Below are 13,841 nucleotides of genomic sequence, written 5' to 3' on the forward strand. Positions count from 1 at the left end.
GTCACGCACGCGGCGCCGTCGGCTCCCCTCCCCCGCGGCCCGACGCGTCCGCGCGTCGCTGGGCCTCGTCCGCGACCGCGCGCAGACGCTCGACGTGCCTGGACCAGTCGGCCGCCGAGCGGGGCGACAGGTTGTCGTTGTCCGCCCTGAGCCCCGCGCTCCCGTCGGTCAGCTCGCGCAGCACGTCCGCGTGGCCCGCGTGACGTGCCAGGTCGCCCGTGACGTGAACCATGACCTGGAGGAGAGTGACCTCGGCACGCTCGGCAGGCCACCAGGGGACCCGTCCGACGGCGTGGAGGTCGCGCGTCGCGATCGTCTCGTCGGAGAACGCCCACACCCGGCGGTAGAGGTCCACGACCGCCGCGACCGGCTCGTCGGCGGTGGCCCACATGTCGGCGTCGTCCTCGGCGTCGTCGTCGATCCAGGGCAGCTCGTCCGGTCTCGGCCATCCACGCCCGAAGGCCTGACCGAAGTAGCCGACCTCGACCCCGGCCGCGTGCTTGACCAGCCCGAGCAGGTTCGTCCCCGTGGGGGTCCACGGCCAGCGGGCCGAGCGCTCGTCGAGCCCCTCGACCTTCCAGAGCAGCGCGTCGCGCGCGGCCTGCAGAGACCGCTGCAGGATCGCCTTGTCGTCGGTGGCCGTGATGCGCGCGCTCGCCATCGACCGAGTCTCGCTCCGCGCGACGGGGACCGCAACGGCAGCTGGTCACGGACGCGCGGGCGAGGGAGCCGAGCGGTGCGGGGTACCAGGAGAACCTCCCAGCGCGCGCCGGTCCGCCGTATGTTCGGACGGGAGGCGGTCCCGTCAGACCGTTCCCGCCGATCGACGACCAGCGACCACCGAGGAGCGCGAGCCATGACCGAACGGACGACGACCGCCTGGACCGACGACGAGCTCGACAAGGTCGGCGGTGCCGAGGAGCTCCAGGTCTCCTCGCTGCGCGCCGACGGGAGCCTGCGCCCGTTCGTGACCATCTGGGTCGTGCGGGTGGGAGACGACATCTACGTCCGGTCGGCCTACGGCCGGGACAACGGCTGGTTCCGCCGTGCCCTCGCCGATCCGCGCGGTCGGATCCGGGCAGGAGGAGTCGAGAAGGACGTCGCGTTCGTGGAGCCCGACGGCTCGGTCCACCCGGCGCTCGACGCGGCCTACCACGCGAAGTACGACCGCTACGGGCCTGCGATCGTCGGTTCCGTGACCGGCGCCGGGGGCGCCGCGGCGACGTTCCGCCTGGACCCGCTGCCGTCCTGACGGACGGGGAGCACCGATGCCGGGCGGGCTCGCCGTCGGTGCTCCTGCCCGACGGCGGCGCACGCCACGCGGGAGCGCTTCCACATCCGAGCGCTCGCGTGGGTAGGGTGTCGGCCGTGACGAACATCTCTCTCCCCCCGCTGCACTGGCTGTCCCACGAAGGCGCAGGTCAGGTCGCTGACGGCGCCGTGACCGTGACTGCCCCGTCGGGCACCGACTGGACGAACGACGCCCTGGGCGCCGCACCCCAGCACGCTGCCCCGGCGCTCGTGTTCGACGCCCCCGCCGAACTCGCGCTGGCCGCCCGGGTCCGCGTGACGACCGAGCGCACGACGTTCGACGCGGGCGCCCTGGTGCTGTGGGCCGACGACGCGCACTGGGCCAAGCTCTGCTTCGAGCAGGCGCCGAACGGCCAGGCGATGGTCGTCTCGACCGTCACGAACGAGTACACCGACGACTGCAACTCCTGGGACGTCGACGCCGAGACCGTGCACCTGCGGGTCGTGCGGACCGGCCCCGCGTGGGCGTTCCACGCCTCGCGCGACGGCGAGGCGTGGGAGTTCGTCCGCCTCTTCCGCCTCTACTCCGACGAGCCGGTCCGGGTGGGCTTCCTCGCGCAGGCGCCCCTGGGCGAGACGTGCACCGCGGTCTTCGACCGCATCGTGCTCGACGACACCCCGCCCCGCGACCTGCGCGACGGGAGCTGACCGCTCCCGGCGTGCCCCTCCACCACCTCGCCTCCGGCGCCCTGCCCGCCGGTGCGCGCAGACGCTACGGCGTGCAGGCCTATTCCGTCAGCGGTGGTTGCGACTCGAGCAGGACGCGCGCCACACCCCGAGCCCTCTCGAAGGGATGCGCGAACGTCTCCATGCCGACCGTGACGATGGCGCCTTCGTAGAGCAGCATCAGGGCGCGCGCCGTCGCGGCAGGGTCCCGCACCCCGGCCTCCCGGCACAGCTCGTCGAACAGCTCGAGCAGCCATGCCTTCTGGCGCACCACCTCGGGGAACACTGGGTGACCGTCGTGCCCGTCGCCGACCTCGGCCCGTGCGTTGATGGCGCTGCACCCTTTGGAGCTGTTCTCGGCGGACCAGGAGACCGCGGCGTCGAAGACCGCCAGCACTCGCTCGACGCCCGGTGCGGGAACCATGGCCAGGCGCTCCTCGACATGCTCCCGCCATCGCGCATCCCGGTGCTGGAGATACGCCACCACCAGTGCCTCCTTGGAACCGAACCGGTCGTACAGCGTCTTCTTGGTGACGCCCGCGGCCTCGGCGATCGCGTCGACGCCGACCGAGTGGATGCTGCGCTCGTAGAAGAGCCGTGATGCGGCGTCGAGGACGCGACGAGCGCCGGGGGTCAGCGGAGCGAGCTCGGGCACAGGCGTAGGCACGACACCAACTATACAAGTCTGTATAGTCGCGACGATGAGTAAACAGATCGGTCTACTACCTGTCGGTGTGACGGTGCTGGCGGCTACCGCGTTCGTGGCGACCTGGAGCTCCGGTTTCCTCGTCGCGGCGATCGCCACGGTCGAGGTCTCGCCGCTCACGCTGCTCGTGTGGCGGTTCGTCCCCCTGGCGGGCGTGCTGCTCGTCCTCGGGCTCGCCACCGGTGCGGTCCGCGAGGTGGGTACGGCAGCCCTGCGGCGTCAGTCCGTCGTCGGCTTGTTCGCCCAGTTCGGCTACTGCGTCTTCGTCTACGCCGCGATATCGGCCGGCGTCGCGACGGGCACGGTCGCGCTGATCGACGCGGTGCAGCCGCTCGTGGTCGCGGTGCTCGTCGGGCCGCTGCTGGGGCTCCGGGTGCGCGGAGCGCAGTGGGCGGGGCTGCTCGTCGGCGCCGTCGGGGTTCTCCTGGTCGTGCGGTCGCAGCTCGAGGGTTCGGCCACGCAACCGGCGGTCTACCTGCTGCCCGTGCTCGCCATGTCCTGCCTCATCGTCGCCACCTTCCTCCAGCGACGATCGGACGCGCACGCAGGCGTCCTGGCGACGCTGACCATCCACGTCGTCGTGACGGCCGTGGCGCTCGTGGCTCTCGCCGCGGCGACGGGAACGCTCACGCCACCTGCCTCGACCTCCTTCTGGCTCGCGGCCGCGTTCGCGGCTGCCGTCCCGACGCTCGCCGCCTACGGTCTCTACTGGTGGCTGCTGCGCCGCGTGGGCATCACCGCGCTCAACGCGCTCCTCTTCCTCATCGCACCGGCGACGGCCGCCGCGGGCGCGGCGATCCTCGGCGAGAGGCTCACGGCGACGACTCTCGCCGGCTTCGTGCTCTGCGCCGTGGGGGTCGCGATCGTGCTGACCAGCGAGAGCTCCGCGGGGTCGGCGGACGTGTCGAGGCCACGGTCACGGTCCGCAGGCTCGGAGAACGACCCCTCGGGCGATGCGGGCGGCCGGCCCACGGGCCTGCCGGCGCGACCCGCAGCGCACGGATCAGGCGGCTAGTGCGGCGCGCCACGTGCTCGCCCGACGGGGCGGCCCTCACCCGCCTGCGGCCGACCGTCACCGTCCTGGCGGCGGGTACTCCGCGGGGATGCCGGGCGGGTCCTCGCCGACCAGGCCGTCGATCGACTCGCGGATCAGGTCGGCGTGCCCCACGTGCCGGGCGTACTCCTCGATCAGGTCGACCAGGACCCTGCGCAGGCTCGACCGCTCCCCGTCGGCCCCGGCCTCGGGCTGCCAGACGAGACGGCGGTCCAGGCCGCCGTCCGCGAGCGCCTCGTCGATCGCCGCGCGGGACCGGACGACGGCGGCACGCCACAGGTCGTACAGGTACCGCGGTGCGTCCTGCGCTGCCGAGGTCCACGGCCACTGCGGGTCACGGTCCCAGTCGACCGCGTCCCAGGGCGCTCCTGGAGGGCGCCCGTGCAGCTTGGTCGAGAACCACAGCTCCTCGGTGAACGCAAGGTGCTTGAGGAGGCCACCGAGAGTGACCGCGGACGCCGCGACGCGTACCGCGAGCCCGTCCGCGTCCAGCCCGCCGGCCTTCCACGCGAACGTGGCGCGCTGACGTTCGAGGGACCCGAGGAGCGTCGCGACCTCGTCGCCCGCGGCGGGCGGCTCGATCCGGCCCTGCGCGTCCGCTGCCTCGACCATGAGTTCCTCCTGCGGGGGTGCCGACCACCGGTCGCTCTCACTGTAGGCGGCTCCCGCCGGTCGCGACCTGCCGGAGTCGCACGGTGGGCGCGCTCCTCAGCCTGTCCGCCGGGCAAGGTGCGGATAGTCGATGACGATCCCGTCCTCGTCGACGGTGAGGTCCGCGGTGACGTCGCGGGTCGCGCTCGAGTACCTGACGACCGCGCGACCGGCCTCGGGGTCGTAGGGGGCGTGCGCCGTGTACACCTGGTCGCTGCGCAGCACACGCAGCGACGGGACCTCGACCCAGGCCATGGTCAGCCGGGTCGGCTCGGCGGGGGCGTCCGGTCCCAGCAGCCCCAGGCGCAGGACCGGCATGGAGTTGGTGACCGGGCACAGCGCGAGGTCGCAGTCGAGCGCGTCCGCGAGCGCCGACGGGTCGTCGGTCCCGGGAGTCGCGAGATCGACAGGGGCTGAGCCGACGTGCCCGACCCGTGCGCTCCACTCCCCTGCGCTGCTGCGCTCGAGCCGCAGGTCCCGTGACCAGTCCTGTCCGCGCACGGTCACGTCGAGCCGCCGCGTGACCCACCGTGGCCCGAGGGTCAGGGACCACGCCATGACCCACGTCGTCGAGCACGAGGTGCCCAGTGCCTCGAACCGGTCGGCGCCGAGGGACAGGACGGCGGCGTCCACCCGACCGGGATCGTCCTCGCCTGCCCACGCGACGTGTCGACGGGTCATGTCCTGGCTCCTTCGTCCGCGGGAGGGCATCGGCGCACCGCCCACCCTGCCCGGTCTACCAGGCTTCGCAGCGACTCGACAGCCGGGTCGCTCACCTGCGTCGCCCCCGCCTGAGCAGCGGACCCAAAGGTCCTCCCCACGGGTGACCAACGTCCCGACCTCAGGGAGGAAGGTCCCGGCGCGCCCGAGATTGGCCACTACATGTGGGATTGCACGGGTGTAATTGCTACTACATCTAGTAGTCATCGGCGCCTCCTCCTGCCTGTGCAGGCCGGAGGCGTCCCGCAGAGAGGTTGTGGTCGCATGGGCCTGGTCGGGGTCGAGCAGGGCGAGGACGTCACGTCGGGGGCGACGGGCGCTCTCACGGTGCTCAAGCGTGACGGTCGAGCGCTCGCGTTCGACGACGCCCGGATCCGCGCGGCGCTCCGCAAGGCCTACGAGGAGGTCCACGGGGCCGCGACGCCCTCCCACGAGCGAGCGCTCGACGCGGTGCTCGCCCGGGTGGTGGCCGAGATCTCGCTGCGCTTCACGGGCGTCGTGCAGATCTACGAGATCCAGGCCGTGGTCGAGCACGAGCTGCTCGCCTCGCGCGAGTACGAGGTGGCGAAGGCCTACATCGACTATCGCGTCCAGCGGGACTTCGCGCGCAGCCGCTCGACCGACCTCAACCACTCGATCGTGGGGCTGATCAGCAAGGACTCGGCGGTCGTCAACGAGAACGCGAACAAGGACTCGGACGTCTTCAACACCCAGCGCGACCTGACGGCGGGCGCGGTCGGCAAGGCGATCGGTCTGCGCATGCTGCCCCCGCACGTCGCGAACGCCCACCAGAAGGGCGACATCCACTACCACGACCTCGACTACCACCCGTACGCGCCCATGACGAACTGCTGCCTGATCGACTTCCGGACGATGCTGTCCGAGGGGTTCCGCATCGGCAACGCGCAGGTCGAGCCGCCCCGCTCGATCCAGACCGCGGCCGCGCAGATCACGCAGATCATCGCGAACGTCGCCTCGAGCCAGTACGGCGGTTGCTCGGTCAACCGGATCGACGAGCTCCTGGCCCCGTACGCCGAGCTCAACTACGCCAAGCACCTCGTCGAGGCCGAGCACTGGCTCCCCGACGCCTCGACGCACGACGCGTACGCGCGGGCCAAGACGGCCAAGGACATCTACGACGCGATGCAGAGCCTCGAGTACGAGATCAACACGCTGTTCACGTCCAACGGGCAGACGCCTTTCACGTCGGTGGGCTTCGGGCTGGGCACGGGCTGGCTCGAGCGTGAGATCCAGCGTGCGATCCTGCAGATCCGCATCAAGGGCCTGGGAGCCGAGGGGCGTACCGCGATCTTCCCCAAGCTCATCTATACGTTGCGCCGCGGGGTCAACCTGGAACCGGGCGACGAGAACTACGACCTCAAGGAGCTCGCCGTCGAGTGCGCGACCAAGCGCATGTACCCCGACGTGCTGAGCTACGACAAGATCGTCGAGCTCACGGGCAGCTTCAAGATGCCCATGGGCTGCCGCTCGTTCCTCCAGGGGTGGCGAGACGCGGACGGCAACGACGTGGTCGAAGGCCGCATGAACCTGGGCGTCGTGACGCTCAACCTGCCGCGCATCGCGCTCGAGGCCCGCGGCAGCCAGGAGGCGTTCTGGGACCTCCTGGAGGAGCGGCTGGCCACGGTCCGCGACGCGCTCGTCTACCGCGTCGAGCGGTGCAAGGAGGCCGTCCCGGGCAACGCCCCGATCCTGTACGTGCATGGTGCGTTCGGTGAGCGGCTCGCGCCGGACGACGACGTCGACCAGCTCTTCCGCGACGGGCGCGCGACCGTCTCGCTCGGGTACATCGGGCTGTACGAGGTCGCGGCCGCGTTCCACGGCGGCGCCTGGGAGACCGACCCGGAGGCCAAGGAGATGACGCTGCGCGTGCTGCGCACCCTCAAGGAGCACACGTCCGCCTGGACGGCCGAGCACGGCTACCAGTTCAGCGTCTACTCGACCCCGAGCGAGAGCCTCACGGACCGGTTCGCGCGGCTCGACCGGGAGAAGTTCGGGGTGGTGGCCGACATCACCGACAAGGAGTACTACACGAACAGCTTCCACTACGACGTGCGCAAGGACCCGACGCCGTTCGAGAAGCTCGACTTCGAGATGGACTATCCGCAGTACGCGTCGGGCGGCTTCATCCACTACTGCGAGTACCCGGTGCTCCAGCAGAACCCCAAGGCGCTCGAGGCCGTGTGGGACTACGCCTACGACCGCGTGGGGTACCTCGGCACGAACACCCCGATCGACCGCTGCTACGCGTGCGGGTACGCGGGCGACTTCACGCCGACGGCGCGCGGCTTCGCGTGCCCGGGCTGCGGCAACACCGACCCGCGTACGTGCGACGTCGTCAAGCGCACGTGCGGGTACCTCGGCAACCCGCAGCAGCGCCCCATGGTGCACGGGCGGCACGTCGAGATCTCCTCGCGCGTCAAGCACATGGCGGGGGCCGTGAGCCTCGGTGACCTCGACCAGCCGGGGTCACCAGGAGACTCGGGCGACGTCGGCACCGCGGAAGGCTGAGGGCCGTCGTGCCGCGGGACCCGCAGCCCGGCTGGCTCGCCGAGCGTCTCAGCCGGGGTCACGTCGCGGACTACAAGCCGTTCGTGTTCGTCGACGGCGAGGGCGTGCGGTGCAGCCTGTACGTGAGCGGGTGCCTGTTCGCGTGCGAGGGCTGCTTCAACGAGGCGACCTGGAGCTTTCGCTACGGCTCCCCGTACACGGACGAGCTCGAGGAGCGGATGCTCGCCGACCTCGCGCACGAGTCGGTGCAGGGCCTGTCCCTGCTCGGCGGCGAGCCGTTCCTCAACACCGGCGTGTGCCTGCGCATCGTGCGGCGCCTGCGTGAGCAGCACGGCCGGAGCAAGGACGTGTGGTGCTGGACCGGCTACACGTTCGAGGAGCTGAGCGCGGGGTCGGACGACAAGCAGGACCTGCTCGCCGAGCTCGACGTCCTGGTCGACGGCCGGTTCGAGGTCGCGCGCCGCGACCTCACGCTCCCGTTCCGCGGGAGCACGAACCAGCGGGTGCTGTCGGTCCCGGCCTCGCTCGCCGCGGGCCGCGCGGTCCCGTGGTCGCCCGCGCGCGAGGCCCGGTCCGCCTGACGGGCCCGGCGGAGCTTGGTCCTGGGCGCGGGCCGGGGTACATCTAGGGGATGCGCACGAACCCCCACGAAATCACCCATCAGGTGCTCGCCGCCCGCGGCGCCGGCGGCCACCGCCAGTACCGCATCCCCGCCCTGGCCGTCTCGACGCGCGGCACGGTCCTCGCGGCGTACGACGGGCGACCCAACCTCGACGACCTGCCGAACACGATCGACCTCCTGGTCCGGCGCAGCCTCGACCACGGGCGCACGTGGGGTCCGCAGCAGGACGTGCGCGTCGGTACGGGGCTCCAGGGCTTCGGCGACCCGAGCCTGCTCGTCGACAAGGTGACGGGGCGGATATTCTGCTTCCACGCCGCGGGGACCCACGCCGGGTTCTTCGAGGCGGTCGAGGGGCTCGAGCCCGAGGACGACGTCCAGCACGTCGACCTGTCGTCCTCCGACGACGACGGCCTCACCTGGTCCCACCGGCGTATGACGGCCTCGCTCAAGCCGCAGGGCGTCACAGGGCTCTTCGCCGCGGCCGGCGCCGGGATCCAGCTCGAGACCGGACCGTACGCGGGGCGCCTGCTCCAGCAGATGGTCCTGCTCCTGGGCGGGGAGATCCGCGCCGCGTCGGCGTACTCGGACGACCACGGCGACACGTGGACGCTGGGCGAACCCACGGGGCCAGGCGCCAACGAGAACAAGGTCGTGGAGCTGCACGACGGACGCGTGCTCCTGAGCTCGCGCGCCAAGGGCTGCCGGGTGCAGGCCGTCTCGACCGACGGCGGCCACTCCTACGGGCCGTTGACGCCCGTGCCGGACCTGCCCGACCCGAGCGACAACGGCAGCATCCTGCGGCTCGGGGCCGTCACCGACGCGGCCGCTCCCCTGCTCGTGACCAACAACCGCGACGCCGACCTGCGCCGCAACACGGTGCTCAGCATCTCGCACGACGAGGGCACGACCTGGCGGCCCGCGCTGACGATCTGCGCGGGCTCGAGCGCCTACTCGACGGGCACCGTGCTCGGCGACGGGTCGCTCGGCGTGCTCTACGAGCGCGCCGGGTACAGCGAGATCGTGTTCGCCCGCGTCGACGCCGACGCCCTGTCCCCCGCCGCCCTCGCCGACGCCACCCGGACCTACCAGGACGACGACGGCGGCGCCTTCACGGTGGTGCTGCGTTCGATCACCCCCGGGCGTCCCGCCCAGTGGGTCAGCGTGGGCGCGTCGCACGTCATCTCGGCCGAGGGCGGCGACTGGGGCGTGCACACCTGGAAGGAGATCGGCCAGGGGTACGACGGCGACCAGGTCCTCGGCACGCGCGAGGCGCAGGACGTCAACTACGGACCGGCCGCGCCGGGGCTGCGCGCGGGCGACATCCTGGCGTTCACCGGGCGCTTCCGGCACCGTGGCACGGAGCCGGTCACGGCTGCGTTGAGCGGGACCTTCGACGGGGACGTCGCGGCCGAGTTCCCGGCCGAGCGCCTGGCGCCCGGCGAGGACGCCCTGTACTTCACGCCGACCTACACCGTGACCGCGCAGGACGTCGCTGCGGGCTTCGTGGTCGTGAGGTGCGCGGTCCAGGCCGGCGACGACCGCTTCGAGCGGGCGTTCCGCGCTGACTGCGTGACCGGGGAGGTCGTGCCGGTCGAGGAGAGCGTGGCGCGGTAGCGGCGCCTTCGCGGGCCTGACGCCTCAGGGGCCGACCGGCTGATCGGCCCCTGAGGCGTCAGGCCCCGGCTTCCTGGCGCGACGCGCGCGCGAGGCGTTCGACGAGATCGTCCGGGATCGGCTTGCGGGGCGAGAAGGTGACGCCGGTCTTGGTCGCCCTGAAGCCCGCGGCAGCGATCTCCCCGGCATGCTCGGAGATGGCACCCGGAAGGACGTACAGCCCGCACTGCTTGCTGAACGCCGCATAGCCGGCGACGACCGAGCCGCCGATCGTGAACCCCGGCATGTCGTACGCCACGATCTCGTCCGCGTCCGGCAGGGCACCGGCCAGGAGAGCGCGCAGCCGTCTCAGCGAGGGCTGGAACGCCTCGGGCGCTGCGGCGATGTAGGCGTCGTGGTCGGCTGCCGTCGTCATGGGTCGCCTCGTTCCTGTCTTCTCGTCGTCACGATCGTGCTCCACACCCTGCCCGACGGCGGCCCGCGGCCTCGCGCGCCAGGTGCGCTCCGCCGTCGGGCCCGGGGCGGGAGGCGCTACGCCGTCGTCTGGCGCCGGACGATCTCCGCGATCCACGTCGGGGCGAAGGGCGACGTACAGCCCGGCGGCGTCGGGTAGTCCTTGAGGACCTCGAGCCGCTCACCGATGCCGACCGCACGGTCGCGGAGCTCGGGGTGGTGGATGCCGATGGTCGCGAGGCACTCGTTCATGGCCCACTGGAGGCGCTCGGGCGCGTCCTTCATGTCGGCCTCGACACGGTCGAGGAGCCCGGGCAGGTCAAGGCCCTCGGGGGACTTCGCGACCCGGGCGGTCGTCAGGGCCCACCCAGCGCTCTGGACGACCGGGTCGGGGTCGGCGAACCACGCGGTGCGCAGAAGCTCGACGTGCGGGCTCTTCTTGACGACGTAGCTCACGAGCCAGCCGTGCACCTTGGGGACGCGCGCGTCACGCAGCATGGCGTCGAGCTCGTCGGCCGACCAGTCCTTGGGGCGGCAGACCAGGATCGCGACGAGCCGCGCCGCGGTGTCGCCCGTCTCCCAGAGCTGACCCGCGAGGTCGTGCTGCGTCCCCCGGGACTTCGCGACCGCGCGCAGCCTGGTGAGGTTGACGCCGTGGTCGTCGCCGTGGCGTTCGTTGACCGCACGGATCTTCGGGTCCTCGAGGGCCCTCAGCTCGGCCAGCACGTCGCTGACGGTCGCCTCTGCCACGGCCTTCGTCGCCACGTCGCACTCCTCGGTCCGGTCGTCGGTCGTCGCTCACACCCTACGTCGCCGGTCCCCCTGCCCCCCGAGCCCCCCTGCACGGAGCACGGGCCGGCGGCAGGGAGAATAGGAGCGAGATTCCGGGAACGCCCGGGCGCGCTTCCGCGTTGACCTGTCGGAATCTACCCGCGATCTGAGAGAGACATGGACGCAGACAGTACGAACCCCCTTGTGCCGGCCACCGATGCTGCGACGAGGGGGTGCAGGTTCTGATGTGGGTGCTGACACTGCTGCTCGGCGTCGTCGTGATCGTCGCGATCACGGCTGTGACCGGCTACTTCGTCGCCCAGGAGTTCGCGTACATGGCCGTGGACCGGTCGCGCCTGAGTGCGCGTGCCGGCACCGGGGACGCCGGCGCCAAGCGCGCCCTGGCGGTCACCAAGCGCACGTCCTTCATGCTCTCGGGCGCCCAGCTCGGCATCACGGTGACGGGGCTGCTGGTCGGCTACGTCGCCGAGCCGCTCGTCGGTGAGTCCCTGGGTACTGCCCTGGGCGGGGTCGGTGTACCGACCGGCGTGGGCATCGCCGTGGGCACCGTCCTGGCGCTCGTGTTCTCGACGTTCGTCCAGATGATCTTCGGCGAGCTGTTCCCCAAGAACCTCGCGATCGCCCGCCCTGAGCCCGTCGCCCTGTGGCTCGCCCGCTCGACGACCATCTACCTCGCCGTGTTCGGGTGGCTCATCAAGATCTTCGACCAGGCCTCGAACCTCCTGCTCAAAGCCCTGCGGATCGAGCCTGTCCACGACGTCGAGCACTCGGCCACGGCCCGTGACCTCGAGCACATCGTCGCGGACTCGCGCCAGAGCGGCGACCTCCCCGCCGAGCTCTCCGTGCTCCTGGACCGCATCCTGGACTTCCCCGACCAGGACGTCGAGCACGCCATGATCCCGCGTGCCCACGTCGACGTCGTGCACGTCGACGACACCCTCGCCGAGGTGCGTGCCCGCATGGCTGCCGGTCACTCGCGCTACCCCGTGCTGACCGACGACGACCAGGTCGTCGGCGTCGTCCACCTCGTCGACGTCCTGACCACCGCGCACCGCGACGAGGTCCAGGCCCGCAGCTTCATGCGCCCCGTGGTCGTGATCCCGACGGCGATGAGCCTGCCCGACGCGCTGCGCGAGCTGACCGAGACCCACAACCAGCTCGCGTGCGTGATCGACGAGTACGGCGGCTTCGCGGGCGTCCTGACGGCCGAGGACCTGGCCGAGGAGCTCGTCGGCGAGATCACCGACGAGCACGACCCCGCGACGCCCACCATCGCCCCCCGGGACGACGACGGGATCTGGGTCATGCCCGGCGACACCCACATCGACGAGGTCGAGCGTGCGATCGGCCGCGACCTGCCCCGCGGCGACTACGAGACGATCGCAGGCCTCGTGATCGACCACCACGGATCGCTGCTCGAGCCCGGCGAGAGCATCGTCGTCCAGCTCCCCCTGGACCCCGCCGACCTCGCCCTGACCGACGAGCCCGAGCCGGCCTGGATGCGCGTCGACGTGGTCGAGGTCGAACGACACGTCCCGTCCCTGGTCCGCGTGATCTTCCCGACCGACCACCAGCCGCCCGCCACGCCCGAGCCAGACCCCGCCACGACGCCCGAGGCGTCCGAGGCCCAGACCGAGGAGGGTGACCGATGAGCAACCCCTGGGTCGTCGTGGCCATCACCGTCGTCATCATCGCGCTCAGCGCGTTCTTCGTCGCCGTCGAGTTCGCGCTGCTCGCCGCCAAGCGGCACCGTCTCGAGGACGCCGCCCCCAACAGCCGCTCGGCGCGCGCCGCGCTGCGCAGCTCGACCGAGCTGACCGTGCTGCTCGCCGGGTCCCAGCTCGGCATCACCGCCTGCACGCTGGCGCTCGGCGCGATCACCAAGCCTGCCGTCCACCACTGGCTCACCCCGGCCTTCGAGGCGTGGGGCGCACCGCTGTGGGCTGCGGACGTCGCCGGTTTCGTCCTCGCGCTGATCATCGTGACGTTCCTGCACCTGGTCGTCGGCGAGATGGCCCCCAAGTCCTGGGCCATCGCTCACCCCGAGACCTCGGCGACCCTGCTCGCCATCCCGATGCGCGGCTTCATGTGGCTGACACGCCCCCTGCTGACCGGGCTGAACAACATGGCGAACTGGTGCCTGGTCAGGGTGGGCGTCGAGCCGACCGGCCAGGTCGCCTCCGGGCAGAGCGCAGACGACCTGCGCCACCTCGTCGAGCACTCGGCGAACGTCGGCGCCCTGGACCCGTCCTACTTCGCCCAGCTCTCCGGGGCGCTGGACCTGCAGACCCTCACGGTGGGCGACCTGCTCGCCGACAGCGGGAGGCCGACGAAGGTGCCGCTCGACGCCACGGTCCGCGACGTCCAGGAGGCCACGCGCACGTCGGGCCACCTGCGGATCCTGCTCGGCGACGGCTCCGCGGTCTCGGGCGTGGTGCACGTGCGCGACACGCTCGACGTCGCCGAGGACAGCCCCGCGGCCGACCTCATGCGGGCGCCCTTCACCCTGGGGACCTCCGTCCCCGTCTACGCGGCCCTGGCCCAGATGCGCGAGACCCGCAACCACCTGGCCGTCGTGACCGACGGCGCCACGGTCGCCGGGGTCATCACGCTCGCCGACGTCATGGCGCGCCTCTTCCCCCGGGAGACGGTCTCGGCCTGACCCCTGCGGCGGCCCGCACCGTTCGAGCCTCCCGACGACGGCGCCCCCCCCCCCCCCCGGG

Annotated in this window: 14 protein-coding genes; 8 read left to right on the top strand and 6 right to left on the bottom strand. The window is 71.9% G+C overall.

Features of this window, described 5'->3' with window-relative positions:
• Position 1: 1 nt before the first annotated feature.
• Complete coding sequence (locus H9640_RS09675) at positions 2-661, bottom strand: DinB family protein (protein ID WP_225226929.1); 660 nt, start codon at positions 659-661, stop codon at positions 2-4.
• A 195-nt stretch (positions 662-856) separates the two neighbouring features.
• On the opposite strand from H9640_RS09675, the gene H9640_RS09680 reads away from it, so the two are divergent.
• Both H9640_RS09680 and H9640_RS09685 read left to right on the top strand, forming a co-directional pair.
• Positions 857-1,252, top strand: coding sequence for a DUF2255 family protein (locus H9640_RS09680; RefSeq protein ID WP_191790491.1), 396 nt, complete (start codon positions 857-859; stop codon positions 1,250-1,252).
• 116 nt (positions 1,253-1,368) lie between these two features.
• Positions 1,369-1,959: a DUF1349 domain-containing protein gene (locus H9640_RS09685; RefSeq protein ID WP_318243723.1), complete on the top strand. Its 591-nt coding sequence runs from the start codon at positions 1,369-1,371 to the stop codon at positions 1,957-1,959.
• A gap of 79 nt (positions 1,960-2,038) precedes the next feature.
• Here H9640_RS09685 and H9640_RS09690 read toward each other — a convergent pair whose 3' ends face one another.
• Positions 2,039-2,644: a TetR/AcrR family transcriptional regulator gene (locus H9640_RS09690; protein WP_191790493.1), complete on the bottom strand. Its 606-nt coding sequence runs from the start codon at positions 2,642-2,644 to the stop codon at positions 2,039-2,041.
• A 34-nt stretch (positions 2,645-2,678) separates the two neighbouring features.
• On the opposite strand from H9640_RS09690, the gene H9640_RS09695 reads away from it, so the two are divergent.
• Positions 2,679-3,698 (top strand): DMT family transporter, encoded by a 1,020-nt coding sequence (locus H9640_RS09695; protein ID WP_225226930.1) that lies wholly within the window; start codon positions 2,679-2,681, stop codon positions 3,696-3,698.
• Positions 3,699-3,755: 57 nt separating this feature from the next.
• Here the strand turns inward: H9640_RS09695 and H9640_RS09700 are convergent, their stop codons facing one another.
• Both H9640_RS09700 and H9640_RS09705 read right to left on the bottom strand, forming a co-directional pair.
• Positions 3,756-4,349 carry a mycothiol transferase gene (locus tag H9640_RS09700; protein WP_191790494.1) on the bottom strand — a complete coding sequence of 198 codons (594 nt, stop codon included), beginning with the start codon at positions 4,347-4,349 and terminating at the stop codon, positions 3,756-3,758.
• 96 nt (positions 4,350-4,445) lie between these two features.
• Entirely contained in the window at positions 4,446-5,069 is a 624-nt protein-coding gene (locus H9640_RS09705; protein ID WP_191790495.1) for a putative glycolipid-binding domain-containing protein, read from the bottom strand.
• Positions 5,070-5,372: 303 nt separating this feature from the next.
• Here H9640_RS09705 and nrdD point away from each other — a divergent pair, with 303 nt between their 5' ends.
• The 3 genes from nrdD to H9640_RS09720 are packed head-to-tail and all read left to right on the top strand — an operon-like array spanning position 5,373 to position 9,873.
• A complete protein-coding gene (nrdD, locus tag H9640_RS09710; RefSeq protein ID WP_191790496.1) occupies positions 5,373-7,637 on the top strand; it encodes an anaerobic ribonucleoside-triphosphate reductase in 2,265 nt (754 codons plus the stop codon).
• 8 nt (positions 7,638-7,645) lie between these two features.
• A complete protein-coding gene (gene nrdG, locus H9640_RS09715; RefSeq protein WP_191790497.1) occupies positions 7,646-8,218 on the top strand; it encodes an anaerobic ribonucleoside-triphosphate reductase activating protein in 573 nt (190 codons plus the stop codon).
• A gap of 50 nt (positions 8,219-8,268) precedes the next feature.
• The gene (locus H9640_RS09720) at positions 8,269-9,873 is read left to right on the top strand and encodes a sialidase family protein (protein WP_191790498.1); all 1,605 of its coding nucleotides are present in this window, start codon (positions 8,269-8,271) and stop codon (positions 9,871-9,873) included.
• 58 nt (positions 9,874-9,931) lie between these two features.
• Here H9640_RS09720 and H9640_RS09725 read toward each other — a convergent pair whose 3' ends face one another.
• Together H9640_RS09725 and H9640_RS09730 are read right to left on the bottom strand one after the other, a co-directional pair.
• Entirely contained in the window at positions 9,932-10,288 is a 357-nt protein-coding gene (locus H9640_RS09725) for an iron chaperone (protein WP_191790499.1), read from the bottom strand.
• 116 nt (positions 10,289-10,404) lie between these two features.
• A complete protein-coding gene (locus tag H9640_RS09730; RefSeq protein WP_191790500.1) occupies positions 10,405-11,091 on the bottom strand; it encodes a DNA alkylation repair protein in 687 nt (228 codons plus the stop codon).
• Positions 11,092-11,342: 251 nt separating this feature from the next.
• On the opposite strand from H9640_RS09730, the gene H9640_RS09735 reads away from it, so the two are divergent.
• Positions 11,343-12,770: a hemolysin family protein gene (locus tag H9640_RS09735; RefSeq protein WP_204809050.1), complete on the top strand. Its 1,428-nt coding sequence runs from the start codon at positions 11,343-11,345 to the stop codon at positions 12,768-12,770.
• Positions 12,767-13,780 (top strand): hemolysin family protein, encoded by a 1,014-nt coding sequence (locus tag H9640_RS09740; RefSeq protein ID WP_191790501.1) that lies wholly within the window; start codon positions 12,767-12,769, stop codon positions 13,778-13,780. The genes H9640_RS09735 and H9640_RS09740 overlap by 4 nt, the downstream gene beginning before the upstream one ends.
• The last annotated feature ends 61 nt before the right edge of the window (positions 13,781-13,841 follow it).

The sequence above is a fragment of the Oerskovia gallyi genome, assembly GCF_014836745.1.
Taxonomy (GTDB): Bacteria; Actinomycetota; Actinomycetes; order Actinomycetales; family Cellulomonadaceae; genus Oerskovia; species Oerskovia paurometabola.

Excerpts from the sequence above, each read along its gene's own strand:
- nrdD (WP_191790496.1), top strand. The coding sequence starts at position 5,373 with ATGGGCCTGGTCGGGGTCGAGCAGGGCGAGGACGTCACGTCGGGGGCG.
- H9640_RS09700 (WP_191790494.1), bottom strand. The coding sequence starts at position 4,349 with ATGGTCGAGGCAGCGGACGCGCAGGGCCGGATCGAGCCGCCCGCCGCG.
- H9640_RS09720 (WP_191790498.1), top strand. The coding sequence starts at position 8,269 with ATGCGCACGAACCCCCACGAAATCACCCATCAGGTGCTCGCCGCCCGC.
- H9640_RS09735 (WP_204809050.1), top strand. The coding sequence starts at position 11,343 with ATGTGGGTGCTGACACTGCTGCTCGGCGTCGTCGTGATCGTCGCGATC.
- H9640_RS09675 (WP_225226929.1), bottom strand. The coding sequence starts at position 661 with ATGGCGAGCGCGCGCATCACGGCCACCGACGACAAGGCGATCCTGCAG.
- H9640_RS09695 (WP_225226930.1), top strand. The coding sequence starts at position 2,679 with ATGAGTAAACAGATCGGTCTACTACCTGTCGGTGTGACGGTGCTGGCG.
- H9640_RS09680 (WP_191790491.1), top strand. The coding sequence starts at position 857 with ATGACCGAACGGACGACGACCGCCTGGACCGACGACGAGCTCGACAAG.
- H9640_RS09725 (WP_191790499.1), bottom strand. The coding sequence starts at position 10,288 with ATGACGACGGCAGCCGACCACGACGCCTACATCGCCGCAGCGCCCGAG.
- H9640_RS09740 (WP_191790501.1), top strand. The coding sequence starts at position 12,767 with ATGAGCAACCCCTGGGTCGTCGTGGCCATCACCGTCGTCATCATCGCG.
- H9640_RS09705 (WP_191790495.1), bottom strand. The coding sequence starts at position 5,069 with ATGACCCGTCGACACGTCGCGTGGGCAGGCGAGGACGATCCCGGTCGG.